This is a genomic window from Kitasatospora sp. NPDC023176 (genome assembly GCF_055560495.1).
The window spans coordinates 266085-282122 of the sequence record NZ_JBVHIP010000004.1 but is presented as its reverse complement, the minus strand read 5'-3'; the positions used below and the strand labels follow the sequence as shown (position 1 = coordinate 282122).

At 73.2% G+C, this 16038-nt stretch carries 13 protein-coding genes and 3 tRNA genes; 14 read left to right on the top strand and 2 right to left on the bottom strand.

Annotation, left to right across the window (positions count from 1 at the left end; genetic code table 11):
- Nucleotides 1-117: 117 nt before the first annotated feature.
- Entirely contained in the window at nt 118-1206 is a 1089-nt protein-coding gene (locus ACZ3YL_RS09160) for a M48 family metallopeptidase (protein ID WP_188306313.1), read from the bottom strand.
- A 247-nt stretch (nt 1207-1453) separates the two neighbouring features.
- Here ACZ3YL_RS09160 and ACZ3YL_RS09155 point away from each other — a divergent pair, with 247 nt between their 5' ends.
- From ACZ3YL_RS09155 to ACZ3YL_RS09120, 8 genes are all read left to right on the top strand, one after another.
- The gene (locus ACZ3YL_RS09155; protein ID WP_188306314.1) at nt 1454-1600 is read left to right on the top strand and encodes a hypothetical protein; all 147 of its coding nucleotides are present in this window, start codon (nt 1454-1456) and stop codon (nt 1598-1600) included.
- A 153-nt stretch (nt 1601-1753) separates the two neighbouring features.
- A complete protein-coding gene (locus ACZ3YL_RS09150; RefSeq protein WP_188306315.1) occupies nt 1754-1909 on the top strand; it encodes a hypothetical protein in 156 nt (51 codons plus the stop codon).
- A gap of 124 nt (nt 1910-2033) precedes the next feature.
- Complete coding sequence (gene nadD / locus ACZ3YL_RS09145) at nt 2034-2669, top strand: nicotinate-nucleotide adenylyltransferase (protein ID WP_188306316.1); 636 nt, start codon at nt 2034-2036, stop codon at nt 2667-2669.
- Nucleotides 2670-2682: 13 nt separating this feature from the next.
- Nucleotides 2683-4566 carry an LCP family protein gene (locus ACZ3YL_RS09140; RefSeq protein WP_465656373.1) on the top strand — a complete coding sequence of 628 codons (1884 nt, stop codon included), beginning with the start codon at nt 2683-2685 and terminating at the stop codon, nt 4564-4566.
- 136 nt (nt 4567-4702) lie between these two features.
- Nucleotides 4703-5161 (top strand): ribosome silencing factor, encoded by a 459-nt coding sequence (rsfS, locus tag ACZ3YL_RS09135; protein ID WP_188306799.1) that lies wholly within the window; start codon nt 4703-4705, stop codon nt 5159-5161.
- Entirely contained in the window at nt 5158-5805 is a 648-nt protein-coding gene (locus ACZ3YL_RS09130; protein ID WP_188306803.1) for a histidine phosphatase family protein, read from the top strand. Before rsfS ends, ACZ3YL_RS09130 begins: the two co-directional genes overlap by 4 nt.
- 147 nt (nt 5806-5952) lie before the next feature.
- Nucleotides 5953-6025, top strand: a tRNA-Ala gene (locus ACZ3YL_RS09125).
- A 55-nt stretch (nt 6026-6080) separates the two neighbouring features.
- Nucleotides 6081-6153: transfer RNA gene (locus tag ACZ3YL_RS09120), tRNA-Ala, on the top strand.
- A 117-nt stretch (nt 6154-6270) separates the two neighbouring features.
- Here the strand turns inward: ACZ3YL_RS09120 and ACZ3YL_RS09115 are convergent.
- Nucleotides 6271-7170, bottom strand: a complete 900-nt coding sequence (locus tag ACZ3YL_RS09115) for a helix-turn-helix transcriptional regulator (RefSeq protein ID WP_465656371.1) — start codon at nt 7168-7170, stop codon at nt 6271-6273.
- 103 nt (nt 7171-7273) lie between these two features.
- On the opposite strand from ACZ3YL_RS09115, the gene ACZ3YL_RS09110 reads away from it, so the two are divergent.
- The 6 genes from ACZ3YL_RS09110 (at nt 7274) to ACZ3YL_RS09085 (ending at nt 15855) form a co-directional block, all read left to right on the top strand.
- The gene (locus ACZ3YL_RS09110) at nt 7274-8713 is read left to right on the top strand and encodes an MFS transporter (protein WP_465656369.1); all 1440 of its coding nucleotides are present in this window, start codon (nt 7274-7276) and stop codon (nt 8711-8713) included.
- 221 nt (nt 8714-8934) lie between these two features.
- Nucleotides 8935-9007, top strand: a tRNA-Ala gene (locus tag ACZ3YL_RS09105).
- 98 nt (nt 9008-9105) lie between these two features.
- Entirely contained in the window at nt 9106-10401 is a 1296-nt protein-coding gene (locus ACZ3YL_RS09100) for a hypothetical protein (RefSeq protein WP_188306802.1), read from the top strand.
- 433 nt (nt 10402-10834) lie between these two features.
- Nucleotides 10835-13720 (top strand): leucine--tRNA ligase, encoded by a 2886-nt coding sequence (gene leuS, locus ACZ3YL_RS09095; RefSeq protein WP_465656367.1) that lies wholly within the window; start codon nt 10835-10837, stop codon nt 13718-13720.
- A gap of 310 nt (nt 13721-14030) precedes the next feature.
- Entirely contained in the window at nt 14031-14819 is a 789-nt protein-coding gene (locus tag ACZ3YL_RS09090) for a hypothetical protein (protein WP_465656365.1), read from the top strand.
- 190 nt (nt 14820-15009) lie between these two features.
- Entirely contained in the window at nt 15010-15855 is an 846-nt protein-coding gene (locus ACZ3YL_RS09085; protein WP_188304469.1) for a DegV family protein, read from the top strand.
- Nucleotides 15856-16038 lie beyond the last annotated feature (183 nt).

The window sequence follows — 16038 nt, the reverse complement described above, 5'->3', positions numbered from 1 at the left end:
GGCCCGGGTCGGTGGCCGTCGGTCGGTCGGGACGGTGGGCGGCCGGGGCCGTCGGTCGGGGACGGTGGGCGGCCGGTGACCCGGGCGGGTCACCGGCCGCCGTACGCGGGTGGCCGTTCAGCCGTCGGTGCGCTCCGAGGCGCGGTCCGAGGGGCCGCCGGCGGGAGCGCCCGGGGAGGAGCCGCGGGTGCCGCCGGTGAAGGTGTCGCGCAGCTTGCCGCCGACCGTCGCGGCGCCGCCGGCCACGTCCCGCAGCAGGCCCATCAGCGGGTCCTTGCTCTCCTTCACCGAGGTCGAGTAGTGCTCGGCGGCGGCCTTCCACTGCTCGCCGACCGAGGTGTCCCGGTCGTCCGTGCGGCGCGGGTAGGCGCCGGCCTGGATCGAGCGGTACTCGTCGCTCTCCGCCCACTTCTTCAGCTGGGCGACCCGCACCACCGCGAACGGGTGCGTCTGCGGCAGCAGCTGGAGCAGCTTGAGCACGCCGTCGCGCAGGTCCCCGGCCTTCTCGTACTCCTCGGCCTGCTCCAGGAAGGCGTCGACGTTCATCTCGGCCAGGTTGTGCCCGCCGGCCAGCTTCATCAGGGCCCGCATGGAGGCCTGGAGGTCCTGCCCGGCGAGCAGGCCGGCCCGGTCGCTGGACAGCTCGGCCTTGCGGAACCACTCCTTGAGCGCGGTGATGACCGCCGTGATCGCCAGGTTGCCGAGCGGCACCCAGGCGATCCGGGCGGCGATGTTGGTGAGGATCATCAGCATCGTCCGGTAGACGGCGTGGCCGGACATCGCGTGGCCGACCTCGTGGCCGATGACGGAGCGCAGCTCCTCCTCGTCCAGCAGCTCGACCAGGCCGCTGGTGATCACGATGATCGGGGTGTCGATGCCGATGGTGAAGGCGTTGACCGTCGGGTCCTGGGTGACGTACAGGTCCGGGACCTGCTCCAGGTCGAGCACGTAGGCGGCGTCGCGGACCATGTCGTACAGCTCGGGGAACTGGCGCTCGGAGGTCTTCACGGCGGTGGCCAGGAACATCAGCCGGATCGCGCGCTCGGAGACCAGCCCGGCGAGCTTCTTCAGGATGTCGTCGAAGCCGGACAGCTTGCGCAGGGCGACCAGCGCCGAGCGGTCCGCCGGGTGTTCCCAGGCCCGGGTGGAGATCTCGGGGAAGCGCCGGCGACGGCGGCTCGGGGTGTTCGCGGTCGTGTCGGTCATGGTCTGCGTACCTCCTGGTCGACGGCGGCCCCGGCGCAGCGCCCGGCCCCCCGCTGGTCTTCGCCTGCAACGACTGCCTGTGCAACGTCCGTGGTTGCGTACTCGTCCCCGGGACCAGGGCCGCGGGCGGGGCGGCGGGTCACGGGGGCCGGTGGGCGGCGCCGGTGTGAGGCGGGTTTACCCTGAGTTCCCTGGAGAACCGGGACCGGACCCGGCCGCGGTACGAGCAGTTCGAGGAGCCCCTCAGATGTCCACCGAAGCGCTGGTCAGCCTGGCCGCACCCATCTCCGACGAGGCCGGCCCGGGCCTGTTCCTGCGGATCATCGTGATCGCGTCCTTCGTCGGGATCGGTCTGCTGGTCTGGATCATGGCCCGCGCCTTCCGGGGGCAGTAGGCCCCGGTGCCCGCTCCGCTCGCTCACGCCCGGTCAGCGGCGGTGGGCCGCCGAGCGGTTGCCGTGTAACCCCCCGTACGATGACGGGTGGGCCCTCACCGGCCCGGAACCACCCCCTGGTCCGTTCCCCGAGCCGAGAAGGTCCCGCCGACCATGAGCACTGCTGCCGCACTCCCCGTTCTGAACCTCCTCGCCGAGGGCGAGGGGGGCAACCACGACAGCCTGAACCCGCTGCTGACGGGCGGCGCCGCGCTGTTCATCCTGGTGCTCCTGCTCTTCATCACCACCCGCTTCAACCGGGACCGCTGAGCCGGGCTCCGGGGCCGCTCGGGGAGCGTCCGGCCAGTGGGCCGGCCGCTCCCTCACGCATCTGCGGACAACCCCCACACGGCTGTTCCCGCACCGTAACGGGTGTCGCGTAAGGTGTGGCGGCATGGGAGAGCAGGCCGGGAATCCCGGCGGACCGGAACCGGTGAAGAAGCGCCTCGGCGTGATGGGCGGCACCTTCGACCCGATCCACCACGGCCACCTGGTCGCCGCCAGTGAGGTGGCGAGCGCGTTCCACCTGGACGAGGTGATCTTCGTCCCGACCGGGGAGCCCTGGCAGAAGAGCGACCGGCACGTCACGCCGGCGGAGGACCGCTACCTGATGACGGTCATCGCGACCGCCGAGAACCCGCAGTTCTCGGTGAGCCGGATCGACATCGACCGCGAGGGCCCGACGTACACCGTCGACACCCTGCGCGACCTGCACGCCCTCCACCCGGACGCCGACCTCTTCTTCATCACCGGTGCCGACGCGCTGGCCCAGATCCTGTCCTGGCACGACTCGGACGAACTCTTCTCGCTGGCCCACTTCATCGGATGCACCCGGCCGGGGCACACTCTGTCGGACGCCGGGCTTCCGGTGGGCGGGGTCTCCCTGGTGGAGGTCCCGGCGCTGGCCATCTCCTCCACGGACTGCCGCAACCGGGTCGCCAAGGGCGAGCCGGTCTGGTACCTCGTCCCGGACGGCGTGGTCCGCTACATCGACAAGCGGGCGCTGTACGCGACGCCGCACGGGACCTGAGCCAGGAGCGGGCGTGACCGATCGCAGCGGTAACGGCAGCGGCAACGGCGGGCAGCAGCCGGAGGAGTGGTCCACCGGGCAGTACCAGCAGCCGTACCAGGAGCAGGGCCAGGGCCAGGGGCACGGGTACCAGGCCCAGCAGCAGGCGCAGCCGCAGGGCTACGAGCAGCCGTACGAGCAGCAGGGGTACGAGCAGCAGGCGTACGACCAGTACGGGCAGCCGGTGTACGGGCAGGGCGCGTACGGCGGCGGGCAGCAGGCCCAGGGGTACCAGCAGGGGTACGGGCCGGCCGGGCAGGTCCCGCAGCAGCAGGGGTACCAGCAGCAGTACGAGCAGCAGACGTACGACCAGTACGGGCAGCCGGTGTACGCCCAGGATCCGTACGGCTACCAGCAGCAGGGGTACCAGGGGTACCAGCAGCAGTACCAGGCGGCGCCGGTCGCCCCGCTGGTCGCCGAGCCGCAACCGCAACCGCAGCCGCAGTCGCAGCCCGAGCCGCCGGCCGCGCCCGAGGCGCCCGCTCCCGCCACCGTGCCGCCGCCGCGCCGGCGCACGCCCCGGCCGGCCGAGACGGCGGCCCAGGCCGAGTCGGCGGCGCCCTCCGAGCAGGTCGCCGGGGCCCGGCCGGGCAAGGCCCGGGCGCCCAAGGACAGCTACACCACGGGCGAGTTCACCTTCGTCGACGAGGAGGCGGAGGAGACCGAGGACGTCATCGACTGGCTGAAGTTCGCCGAGTCCCGCAGCGAGGTGCGCGCCGAGCGGCGCCGCAAGCTGAAGAACCGGCTGGTCGGCCTGGGCGTGGTGCTGGCGCTCGCGGCCGGCGGCGTCGGCGGCTACCTGTGGTTCACCGGGGACAAGCCGACCGCGGCCACCGCGGCCGGCGGGCGGCAGGTCAACGTCGTCCACCTGCGCGACCTGCAGGGCAAGGTGTCCAGCGCGCTGCTGGTCGACGACGTCTCCGGGCACAAGGGCACGGTGCTGCTGCTGCCCGACGTGCTGCGGCTGCCCGGCCCCGCCGACCCGCCGGTGACCACGGTCGGCCAGGCCATGGACGCGATCGGCGCCTCGGCCACCCGCGACGGCCTGTCCACCGTGCTCGGCGCGCCGGTGGCCGGCACCTGGCGGCTGGACACCCCGTACCTGGAACTGCTGGTCTCCCAGCTCGGCGGCGTCCGGGTCGACACCAACGCCGAGACCTACGAGGGCGGCAAGCCGGACGGCAAACTGCTCTCCCCGGCAGGCAAGAACACCCTGCTCAGCGGCAAGGCCGCGGTCGCGTACGCCACCCTGCAGGCGCCCGGCGAGAACCGGGACGCCCAGCTGGCCCGGTTCGGGCAGGTGATGGACGCGGTGGTGCGCACCATGCCGACCGCGTTCAAGGACGCCAAGGACGACGTGCACCGGATGAACGCGGTGCTCGACCCCTCGCTGCCCGAGGACGCCCTGGCCGGGGTGCTCGCCCAGCTCGCCCAGCAGGCGAAGGACGGCCACTTCGGCACCACCGCGCTGACCGTCAAGCCGGACGGCACCCTGGACGAGGCGACCGCGGGCAAGCAGGTCAAGGACGTGCTCGGCGGCACCGTGAAGTCCGCGGCGGCCGGCGACGCCCCCGCCCGGGTCGCGCTGCAGGACGCCTCCGGCAACGACGCGGCGGGCGCCGCCGCGCAGGTCCAGATCGTCAACTCGGGCCTGACGTTCATCCCGGGCGGCGCCAAGTCCGCGCCGCAGGCCACCAGTGAGATCCGCTACACCGACGACGCCCGGCAGGCCGCGGCGAAGTCCCTGGCGACCAGCCTGGGGCTGCCGGACACGGCGGTGAAGAAGGTCGGCGACGCCCAGAACGCGGACCTGGTGGTCGTGCTGGGCAAGGACTACCAGCCGCCGAAGAGCCAGTAGGCGGCGGCGCCCCCGCTCGTGCGGTCCCCGCGGCCCCGGAAATGCGTTCCGAGGCCGCGGGGGCGGCGTGAGATCCTGGAAGGCGACCCCGGCCACCGCGCCGGGGCCTCCCAAACCGCCGAGCCGGAAGTACACCGTGACCGTCACCGACCACAGCCAGCAGCTCATCACCGTCGCCGCCCAGGCGGCGGCCGACAAGCTCGCGCACAACATCATCGCCTTCGACGTCAGCGAGGTGCTGTCGATCACCGACGCCTTCCTGATCGCCTCCGCGAACAACGACCGCCAGGTCCGCTCGATCGCCGAGGAGATCGAGGACCAGCTGCGCGAGCAGCTGGACATCAAGCCGGTGCGCCGCGAGGGCGAGCGCGACGGCCGCTGGATCCTGCTCGACTACCTGGACATCGTCGTGCACGTCCAGCACTCCGAGGAGCGCTCCTTCTACTCGCTCGACCGCCTCTGGAAGGACTGCCCCGAGCTGCCGCTGCCCGCGGACGCAATGGAGTCCCGCAACCGCCCCGACGCCGTCACCGACGACGCCGGCAACGCCGTCGCCCCGGCCGACGACTTCGGCAAGCCCGAGGACCTGCACTGAGCCGCGAGGGGCGGGGCCCGCGCATCGTCTTCTGGCGGCACGGCCAGACCTCCTGGAACCTCGAATCGCGCTTCCAGGGCACCACGGACATCGAACTGACCGGCCAGGGCGTCCTGCAGGCCCAGCGGGCGGCCCGGCTGCTCTCGGGCCTGCACCCCGACCTGCTGATCTCCTCGGACCTCAAGCGCGCCCGGCGCACCGCCGAGGAGCTGGCCAAGGTCACCGGGCTGGACGTGCAGCACCACGAGGGCCTGCGGGAGACGTACGCGGGCTCCTGGCAGGGGCTGACCAACGCCGAGATCCGTGAGCGCCACCCGGAGGAGTACGCGGCCTGGGCGGCCGGGGAGCCGGTGCGCCGTGGCGGCGGCGAGCTGTCCGTGGAGGTCGCCGAGCGCTCGGTGCCCGTGGTGCTGGAGGCCGTCGCCAAGCTGCCGGAGAACGGCACGCTGGTGGTGGTCAGCCACGGCGGCACCATCCGGACCATGCTCGGGCAGCTGCTCGGCCTGGAGCCGCCCCTGTGGGAGTGCTTCGGCGGGCTGTCCAACTGCTGCTGGTCGGTCCTCGGCAAGGGGGCGCGCGGCTGGCGGCTGCTGGAGCACAACGCGGGCACGCTCCCGCAGCCGGTCATCGGCGACGACACCTGATCCCCACGCGTCGGCACTAGGCGGCGGGGGCTTCGCGGGGGCCCGGAGGGGGCGGATTTCGCAGTTCCGGGCCTGACCAGCTAGAGTCTTCCTCGTTCGCAGGGAAGGAACGCAGCCCGGAAGGGAAGCGGGAGATCCGGTGAGTGCGGGGCTATAGCTCAGTTGGTAGAGCGCTTGCATGGCATGCAAGAGGTCTGGGGTTCAATTCCCCATAGCTCCACTCCGCATCGGCGGTCGTGGATATCGGAGTTCCGGAGCCAGGTCGCCAGTGTCGCGGGGCTATAGCTCAGTTGGTAGAGCGCTTGCATGGCATGCAAGAGGTCTGGGGTTCAATTCCCCATAGCTCCACAGTGGTTCGAGAGGCCGTCACCCACCGGGTGGCGGCCTCTCGGCGTTTCCGGTCCTCTCGGCCTTCTCGGCCTTCTCGGTCCTCTCGGCCTTCTCGGGCATCGGGGCCCGGGGTGCTCACCGCGCGCAGGTGTGCGGCCAACTGCCCGGGGGCAGCGAGCCGAGCCGCTCGACCAGCTCCCGGTCGGCCGGATCCTCCGGGACGTACACGACGATGTAGCACTCCGGCACGCCCGGCATCGTCAGGTAGGTGGCGTTCAACCGCAGCACGCCCAGCTCCGGGTGACGGAAGATCCGCAGCAGCGTCTTCGGCGGCGCCACCTCCTGGCGGGCCCACAGCTCCCGGAACAGCTCGCTGCGGGCCGACAGCCGCTGCACGTGCTCCTCCCAGGCCGGCTCACCGACGTGCCGGCCGTACGCCGAGCGCAGCACCGCCACCATCCGCGACAGGGTCTCCTCCGGGTTCTCGCACGGGTTGCAGCACTCCGGCGCGGTCAGCATGCACCAGAGGGTGTTGAAGAACACCCCGTGCGACGGGCGCATCCGCTCGGTGCCGAACAGCGAGCGGTACGGCTGGTTGAAACTCAGCACGTCGAAACGGGTGTTGGAGACCGCCGCCGGCAGCGGGGCGAGGGAGTCCAGGATCACCTGGATCGCCGGGCTCAGCTCCGGCGGGGCCGGAGCGGCGAGCGCCGACGACGCCATCCCCGCCAGCCGGAACAGGTGTTGGCGCTCGGTGCCGTCCAGCCGCAGCGCCCGGGCCACCGCCAGCAGCACCTGCTCGCTCGCGTTGATCGGCCGCCCCTGCTCCAGCCACGTGTACCAGGTGACCCCGACCCCGGCGAGCTGCGCGACCTCCTCGCGCCGCAGCCCCGGCGTGCGGCGGCGCAGCCCCGGCGGCAGGCCGACGTCCTCGGGGGCGACCCGTGCCCGGCAGGCCTTCAGGAAGCGGGCCAGCTCGGTCCGGCGGCGCTCGCGGCCGCCCGTCACGACGGGGGGTTCCTCCAGCACGGTCATGGCGTCCATCGTGCCGCAGGGCGCGCGGGCGGTACAGGTGCTGCCAGTACCAGGATCAGCAGGCTCTAACCACCAGTACCGGGCCCGCCCCAGGCTGGTGGCCATGACGGATCTTCAGACCCGGCCCCGCGCGGCCGGACGCACCACCGGGGGCCCGGCCGTACGGCCCGGGCTGCTCCTCGCGCTCATCCTGTGCGGGCAGTTCATGGCCGTGCTCGACGCCTCCATCGTCAACGTCGCGGTGCCCACCATCCGCACCGACCTGGGCGCCTCCGGCGCCGCCCTGCAACTCGTGATCGCCGGCTACTCCATCGCCTACGCGGTCCTGCTCATCACCGGCGCCCGGCTCGGCGCCCGGTACGGCTTCAGCCGGCTGTTCCAACTGGGCCTGGCCGCCTTCACCGCCACCTCGCTGGCCTGCGGCCTCGCCCCGACCACCGGCTGGCTGATCGCCTTCCGGCTGCTCCAGGGCGCGGGCGCGGCGCTGATGGTGCCGCAGGTGATGAGCCTGCTGCAGCGCACCTTCACCGGCACCGCCCGCACCCGGGCGATCGGCCTCTACTCGGCGGTGCTGGCCGTCGGCGTCGCGCTCGGGCAGGTGCTCGGCGGGGTGCTGGTCAGCGCCGACCTGTTCGGCACCGGCTGGCGGCCGGTGTTCCTGGTCAACGTGCCGATCGGGCTGGCGCTGCTGGCGGCCGGCGCCCGGCTGCTGCCGCGACTGCCCGGCGACCCCTCGCGCGGCTTCGACCTCCCCGGACTGGTGGTGCTGGGCACGGCGCTCGGCCTGCTGGTGGTGCCGCTGGTGCTCGGCAACGAACTCGGCTGGCCGGCCTGGGGCTGGGCGATGCTCGCGGGCGGCGTGCTGATGTTCGGCCTGTTCGTGGTCGTCGAGCGCGGGGTCGCCCGGCGCGGCGGACACCCGCTGATCCCCGGGCGGGTGCTGCGCGCCCCCGGGCTGCGCCCGGCGGCGGCCGGACTGTTCACGATCATGGCGGCCTACGCGGGCTTCATGTTCGCCTTCGCCCTGCACCAGCAGGCGGCCCTCGGCCACAGCGCGCTGCGGGCCGGGCTCTGCTCGGCACCCGTCGCGGTCGGCTTCGGCCTGGCCAGCCTGCGCTGGCACCGGCTGCCCGGCCGGCTGCACGCGGTGCTGCCGGTGCTCGCCGGGGTGCTGCTCGGTGGCGGGTACCTGCTGCTGGGGGTGCTGCTCGGCGGCGGCGCCGGGATCGGGGCGGTGGTGCTGGCGGAGACGGCCGCGCTCGGCCTGGCCGCCGGCTGCGCGTACGCGCCGCTGTTCGCCCGGGCGCTCGCGGGGGTGGCGCCCGAGGACGCGGCCGACGCCAGCGGGGTGACGGTGACCGTCCTGCAGCTCGGACAGGTGGTCGGGGTCGCGGTGCTCGGCTCGGTGTTCCTCGGGCAGGTGGACCTGCCGGCGCCCGCCGCCGACTCGGGGCACGCGCTGCTGGTCACGCTGGCGGCCAACGCGGTGGTGGTGCTCGTCGGCGTGGGCTTCGCGGAGCGCGGCCGGCGGGTGGTGCGCTGACCTCTTCGCCTCGCTGACCTCTTCACCTTGCCGGGGGCCTCGCTTCGCTGGTCGCTTCGCTTCGCCGGGTGCTTCGGCTGCTGGGTGAGCGTCGGGCGCGCTACCCGCGGCTGCCTCGGGAAACGGATTTCAGGAGCACCCCCCGGACCGTGTAAAGTAGTCGATGTCGCCGAGGGAAACCGGACGGAAACGACGGGAAACCCGGTGACATCGCAGGTCAAGGGGCTATAGCTCAGTTGGTAGAGCGCTTGCATGGCATGCAAGAGGTCTGGGGTTCAATTCCCCATAGCTCCACAGTCGTCGAGAGCCGCCACCCGGTCACGGGGGGCGGCTCTTCGCCGTTGTGTGCATGCCACCGGCGGGCGGACCGGAAAGACCGCTACCGTCGTGCCATGGCCGATCTGCAGCGAAGGCGGAACGAGGAGCTGGCCCGGATACTGCACCAGCTCGGCTGGAGTCCGGAACGGCTCGCCCGTGAGGTGAGCCTCGCCCTGCCGCCCGGACTGGCGATCAGCTCCACCGCCCCGTACAAGTGGCGCGACCGCGGCATGGTCCCGCGCAGCCCGCACGACCAGACCGTCTGCGAGGTGCTCAGCCGCACCCTCGGCATGGCCGTCACCTACGAGCAGCTCTGGGGCCGGATGGGCGGCCACCGCGGCGCCAAGATCCTCTCGCCCCGGCTGCTCACCGACCCGTGGACCGCCGACACCGCCCAGACCGCGCTGCGCGAGGCCGCCACCGACGCCGGGCCGGTCCGCCTCACCGACCTGTTCCGCGGCGCCGACCTCGACCACGCCGCCGAACGGCTCTCCTCCCCGCCGCCACCCGTCGGCGGCGGCGAGGGCGCGCTGCGCGTCGACCCCACCCTGGCCGGCGAACTCGGCCTGTCCTACCGCAGCAAGCTGCGCCTCGAACGCTCCTGTGGCGGCGGCCTCGTCCTCGGCCCCACCCGGGCCGAACTCGCCATGCTGGCCAAGCTGTTGGAACTCGGCGCGTACGACGAACGACTCGGCCGCGAGCTGTACGGCACCGCCAGCCGGCTCGCCCGGCTGGCCGGCTGGGCCGCGTACGACCTCGGCCACGACGCGGCCGCCCAACGGGCCTTCGTCGCCGCGCTGCGCGCCGCCCACGTCAGCGGCGACCCCCGGCTCGGGGTCGCCGGGCTCGGCGCGCTGGTGGTACTCGCCACCCAGGGCAGCGGCGGCCGAGGCCTGGACGCCGTCACCGCGCTGCGCACCGCCCTGGAGGCCCACGGCCCCGTGCTCAGCCCCACCACCCGGGCCCGCCAGCTCGGCCGGATCGCCCGCGCCCACGGCCGCCGCGGCGAGGCCGAACAGGCCGAGGCGGTGGCCGCCCGGGCCTTCGCCGAACTCGACGGCGTACCCGGCGCCGAGGAGGCCCGGGCCGACCTCGCCGGAATGGTCGGGGAGGGGCGGCTGGCGCTCGGCCAGTACCGGATGGCCAAGGCGCTGCTGGCCGAGGCCGTCGCCGGGCTCGGGCCGGGACGGGCCCGTTCCAAGGCGCTGCTGATGGTCCGTCTCGCCGAGACCCACCGGCGGCTCGGCGACCAGCGGGAGGCCGCCCGGACGGCGGGGCTCGCGCGCTCGCTGGCGGCGGGGATGCAGTCGGAGCGGCTGGCCAGGGCGCTGCGGGACTTCGAGGCGGCGGGGCGGGCCGCGGCGCGGTAAGGGTCTAGCTAGGGGTGGGGCGGGGTGTGGGGTCTGTTGCGGGGGTGTGGTGACGGGTCCGTGGCAGGACCGGGGTGAGGAGTCCGTGGCGGGGGTGCGGTGACGGGTCCGCGGCGGGACCGGGGTGAGGGGTCCGTGGCGGGGGCGGGGCGTCCTCGGGAGCCCGCGGCGTCCCGGGGCTCCGTGGGTGGGACGGCCAGGAGTGCCCTGACCTGCTTGCGGTACCCTGAGCCCATGCGAACCGTGCGCCTGCTCCTTAGCCGGCCGCGCTGACCAGGACCGGCTGCGCCCCAGGGCGGTGCCGGAGTCGGCGTGGCGTCCCCTCCTGCGAGGGGATTTTTTGTTTTCCGCCCCCCGCCCGCGTCGTGGGACGGGTCCACGGTCGGCCGCGTCGCGCGGTTCGCCAACTGACACCGATGGAGCTTGAAGGACGATGAGCGAGACGACCCCTGCGTCCGGCGCGGCCGAGACCGCGACCGAGCCGTTCCGGTACAGCGCCGCGCTGGCGGCGGAGATCGAGTCCCGCTGGCAGGACATCTGGGAGAAGGAGGGCACCTTCCACGCCCCCAACCCCGCCGGTGAGCTGGCCGACCCGTCCGCCGGTGACGTCGCCGCGAAGCCGCACAGCTTCATCATGGACATGTTCCCGTACCCCTCGGGCGCGGGCCTGCACGTCGGCCACCCGCTGGGCTACATCGCCACCGACGTCTTCGCCCGCTACCAGCGGATGACCGGCCACAACGTGCTGCACACGCTGGGCTACGACGCCTTCGGCCTGCCCGCCGAGCAGTACGCCGTGCAGACCGGCACCCACCCGCGGGTCTCCACCGAGGCCAACATCGCCAACATGCGCCACCAGCTGCGCCGGCTGGGCCTGGGCCACGACCCGCGCCGCTCGATCTCCACGATCGACCCGGACTACTACCGCTGGACGCAGTGGATCTTCCTGCAGATCTTCAACTCCTGGTACGACCAGGAGGCGGGCAAGGCGCGTCCGATCGCCGAGCTGGTCGCCGCGTTCGAGTCCGGCGCCCGTGAGGTGCCGGGCGGCCGCGCCTGGGCCGCGCTGTCCGCCGGCGAGCGCGACGAGCTGCTGGGCGAGTACCGCCTGGCGTACGCCAAGGAGGTGCCGGTCAACTGGTGCCCCGGCCTGGGCACCGTGCTGGCCAACGAGGAGGTCACCGCGGACGGCCGCTCCGAGCGCGGCAACTTCCCGGTGTTCAAGTCCAACCTGCGCCAGTGGATGATGCGCATCACCGCGTACTCCGACCGCCTGATCGCCGACCTGGACCTGCTGGACTGGCCCGAGGCCATCAAGCTGCAGCAGCGCAACTGGATCGGGCGCTCCGAGGGCGCCCGGGTCGACTTCGCCGTCGACGGCGGGAAGATCACCGTCTTCACCACCCGGCCCGACACCCTGTTCGGCGCCACCTACATGGTGCTGGCGCCCGAGCACGGCCTGGTCGACTCGATCGTCCCCGCCGCCTGGCCCGAGGACGTCCCCGCCGAGTGGACCGGCGGCGCCGCCACCCCCGCCGAGGCCGTCGCCGCCTACCGCGCCACGGCCGCCGCCAAGTCGGACGTCGAGCGCCAGGTCGAGGCCAAGGTCAAGACCGGTGTCTTCACCGGCGCCTACGCCGTCAACCCGGTCAGCGGCGAGTCCGTCCCGGTGTTCATCGCCGACTACGTGCTGATGGGCTACGGCACCGGCGCCATCATGGCCGTCCCCGCCCACGACCACCGCGACTTCGCCTTCGCCCGCGCCTTCGCGCTGCCGATGCGCTGCGTCGTCGAGCCCACCGACGGGCGGGGTTCCGACCCGGCGGAGTGGGCCGACGCCTTCGACACCTACGACTCGGTCATCGTCAACTCGGCGCGCTCCGAAGGGGACCTGTCCCTGGACGGGCTGAGCGTCGTGGACGCCAAGGCGCGGGTCACCGCGTGGCTGGCCGAGCGCGGCATCGGCGAGGGCACCGTCAACTACCGTCTGCGCGACTGGCTGTTCAGCCGTCAGCGGTACTGGGGCGAGCCCTTCCCGATCGTCTACGACGAGGACGGCGTGATGCACGCGCTGCCCGAGTCGATGCTGCCGGTCGAGGTCCCCGAGGTCGACGACTACTCGCCGCGCACCTACGACGCCTACGACGCCGCCTCCTCGCCGGAGACCCCGCTGTCCCGCAACGAGGACTGGGTCAACGTCGAACTGGACCTGGGCGACGGCGTCAAGACGTACCGCCGCGAGACCAACACCATGCCCAACTGGGCAGGTTCCTGCTGGTACGACCTGCGCTACGTCGACCCGACGAACGCCGACGCCGTGGTCGACCCGGCCAACGAGCGCTACTGGCTGGGCCCCACCGAGGCCAAGCCGGCCGGCGGCGCCGACCTGTACGTCGGCGGCGCCGAGCACGCCGTGCTGCACCTGCTGTACGCGCGCTTCTGGCACAAGGTGCTGCACGACCTGGGCCACGTCTCCTCCGTCGAGCCGTTCCACAAGCTGTTCAACCAGGGCATGATCACCGCGGACGTCTACCGCGACGAGCGCGGCTTCCCGGTGCCCGCCGCCGAGGTCGAGGAGCGCGACGGCACGTACTTCTGGCAGGGCGAGGCGGTCAAGCGCGAGGCCGGCAAGATGGGCAAGTCCCTGAAGAACGCCGTCGCCCCGGACGACATCGCCGACGAGTACGGCGCCGACACCCTGCGCCTGTACGAGATGTCGATGGGCCCGCTGGACGTCTCCCGCCCCTGGGACACCCGGGCCGTCGTCGGCTCGTACCGCTTCCTGCAGCGGCTGTGGCGCAACGTCGTCTCCGAGACCACCGGCGAGCTGGTCGTCACCGACGAGGCGCCGGACGACGCGACGCTGCGCGCCCTGCACAAGTCGATCGACGGCATCCGCGGCGACATGGCCGGGCTGCGCTTCAACACGGCCGTCGCCAAGGCCATCGAGCTGAACAACTTCCTGGTCAAGCGCGGCTCCACGCCCCGGGCCGTGGCCGAGCAGCTGGTGCTGATGGTCGCGCCGCTGGCCCCCCACATCGCCGAGGAGCTGTGGCGTCGGCTGGGCCACAGCGAGTCGCTGGCGCACACGGACTACCCCGTCGCGGACCCGGCGTACGTCGTCGACGAGTCGGTGACCTGCGTCGTCCAGATCAAGGGCAAGGTCAAGGCCCGGCTGGAGGTCGCGCCGAGCATCACGGACGCCGAGCTGGAGGCGCTGGCGCTGGCGGACCCGGCGGTCGTCGCGGCGATCGGCGACGCGGCGGTGCGGAAGGTGATCGCCCGGGCGCCGAAGCTGGTGAACATCGTGACCGGCTGAGGCCGGTCCTCGGGCGGTGACTGACCGGGCGGGTGTCCTTCGGGGCGCCCGCCCGGTGGTTTGTGTGGCCTCATTGCCTCATTGCCGCGTTGCTGAGTGCTGAGTTGGTGCGTGGGTGGGGTGGGGTGAGGTGGGGAGCAGGGGCGGGGGTGAGGCCCTCGGGGAGATCCCGGATCTGTCCCTGATCTCCGTCCGTCGGACCCCTCCGCACTGCCCTCCGGACCGGTATCGCGGCTACCGTGGAACCCACGGCATTGCGGCCCGCGTTGGGCTCGATGGGGGCCGGATCGGTGGCGGAAGGTGGCGCGCGATGGACGTGTTCGGCGTGATGATCGGCTTGGTCCTGCTCTTCGGGATCGCGACGCTCGTCCTGGCCGTGGTCGGTACGGTCAAAGCGGCCAAGGCCGTCGCCGCGAAGGTCGGGAAACACGAGGCCAACGCCCGGCGCGCCGTCGAGACCGCCACCCTCAAGGCGAAGACGTACACCAAGATCGGCCCGCCCGCGCAGATCGCTACCGTCCGCCTCAAGCTGCGCACCGCGCTGGACGGCACCCGGCAGGTGCTGGAGGGCGGTCTGGCCGGGGACAGCCAGCTCGGCGAGTCCCTCGCGCTGCTGACCCGGCTCGACGCGCACGCGGCGGAACTGGACGGCGAGCTGCGGGTGCTGGAACGCGAGCCGGACACCGCCCGGATCGCCGCCAAGCTCCCTGAGCTGCGGGAACGGGCGGAGCGGATCACCCACGCGGCGGAGACCATGCGGTGGGCGGCGCAGGACCGGATGCAACGGTTCGCGGACGACGAGCTGAGCCGGCTGAGCCAGGAGTGCGAGAGCGAGGCGGGGGCGCTGCGGCACTGGGACACGGGGGCGGGGTCCGGGGCCTCTGGTACTGGTGCTTCCGGTGCCGGGGCTTCGGGTGGGGCCGGGGCTGCTGGTGGTTCCGGTGCTTCCAGGGAAGCGGGTGCTCCCGGGGCGGCTCCGGCCGGGCTTACGGACGGGAAGGGGCGGCCGAGCGCCGAGGACCTGCTCGGGCTGGCCGACCCGCTGGCGAAGCTGGCGCAGCGGTTGCGGAAGCCGTCGACGGGTACCTCGGCGGGCTGAGTCCGGGCCGGGGCCGGGGTCGGCCCATGTCCGGGCCTCCCGGGGCGCGCGCGTTCGGGCCTGCCGGGCGGTGCGCTTTCGGGCCTTTGGGGGAGCGCGTGCGGGCCTAGCGGGCGGTGTGCGTGCGGGTCCACGGGGGAGCGCGTGCGGGCGCTGTCCTCCCGGACGAACGGGGAGTAACCTCCGCCTCATGCCCTCCGACCTCGCAGTTGTCACCGATTCCACGGCCTATCTGCCGCAGGACGCCCTCGACCGGCACGGGATCACGGTGGTTCCGCTGAGCGTCGCGGTCGGTGACTCGGTCCGCTGCGAGGGCGTCGAGATCTCCCCGAAGGAGGTCGCCGAGGCGCTGCGCGCCAAACAGCGGGTGACCACCTCCCGGCCCAACCCGGAGTCCTTCGCCGCCACCTACCGGGCGGCCGCCGAGGCAGGGGCGAAGGGCATCGTGTCGGTACACATCTCCGGCGAGCTCTCCGGCACGGTCGAGGCCGCCCGGCTGGCGGCCGCCGAGGCGCCCGTACCGGTACGGGTGGTGGACAGCCGGCTGGTCGGCATGGCCCTCGGGTACGGGGTGCTGGCGGCCGCCGAGGCGATCGCGGACGGCCGGGGACTGGTGGAGGCGGCCGAGGCGGCGACCCGGCGGGCGGCCGGGACCAGCGGCTTCTTCTACGTGGACACCCTGGAGCACCTGCGCCGGGGCGGGCGGATCGGGGCGGCGCGGGCGCTGCTCGGCTCGGCGCTGGCGGTCAAGCCGCTGCTGCACCTGGACGGCGGGCGGATCGAGCCGCTGGAGAAGGTGCGGACGGCGTCGCGGGCGATCGCCCGGCTGGAGGAGATCGCGGTCGAGCGATCGGGGGAGGGCGAGGTGGACATCACCGTGCACCACCTGGCGGCCGAGGAGCGGGCCGAGCCGCTCGCGGAGCGGCTGCGGGCGCGGGTGCCGGGGCTGCGGGAGCTGTACGTGGGCGAGGTGGGGGCGGTGATCGGCGCGCACGTCGGGCCGGGGCTGCTCGCGGTGGTGGTCGCGCCGCGCTGAGGCGGGCGGTGGGGTGGTACGGGTGGCCGTCGGGGGCCGGGGCGTCCTGGGGTGGGGCGTCCTGGGGGTGAGGTGGGTCAACTTCGGCATGGGGTGGTCACTCGTGTGAGTGACCGTTCTTATCCACAACCCCCGGGTTATCCACAGGGTTTCGGTAATTCCTGCGCGCCCGCCGGAGGGCTC

What these genes read in the sequence shown, in the direction of transcription:
- ACZ3YL_RS09150 (WP_188306315.1), top strand. Translation starts at nt 1,754, where the DNA reads ATGAGCACTGCTGCCGCACTCCCCGTTCTGAACCTCCTCGCCGAGGGC.
- ACZ3YL_RS09115 (WP_465656371.1), bottom strand. Translation starts at nt 7,170, where the DNA reads ATGACCGTGCTGGAGGAACCCCCCGTCGTGACGGGCGGCCGCGAGCGC.
- ACZ3YL_RS09155 (WP_188306314.1), top strand. Translation starts at nt 1,454, where the DNA reads ATGTCCACCGAAGCGCTGGTCAGCCTGGCCGCACCCATCTCCGACGAG.
- ACZ3YL_RS09160 (WP_188306313.1), bottom strand. Translation starts at nt 1,206, where the DNA reads ATGACCGACACGACCGCGAACACCCCGAGCCGCCGTCGCCGGCGCTTC.
- ACZ3YL_RS09085 (WP_188304469.1), top strand. Translation starts at nt 15,010, where the DNA reads ATGCCCTCCGACCTCGCAGTTGTCACCGATTCCACGGCCTATCTGCCG.
- leuS (WP_465656367.1), top strand. Translation starts at nt 10,835, where the DNA reads ATGAGCGAGACGACCCCTGCGTCCGGCGCGGCCGAGACCGCGACCGAG.
- ACZ3YL_RS09110 (WP_465656369.1), top strand. Translation starts at nt 7,274, where the DNA reads ATGACGGATCTTCAGACCCGGCCCCGCGCGGCCGGACGCACCACCGGG.
- ACZ3YL_RS09090 (WP_465656365.1), top strand. Translation starts at nt 14,031, where the DNA reads ATGGACGTGTTCGGCGTGATGATCGGCTTGGTCCTGCTCTTCGGGATC.
- ACZ3YL_RS09100 (WP_188306802.1), top strand. Translation starts at nt 9,106, where the DNA reads ATGGCCGATCTGCAGCGAAGGCGGAACGAGGAGCTGGCCCGGATACTG.
- nadD (WP_188306316.1), top strand. Translation starts at nt 2,034, where the DNA reads ATGGGAGAGCAGGCCGGGAATCCCGGCGGACCGGAACCGGTGAAGAAG.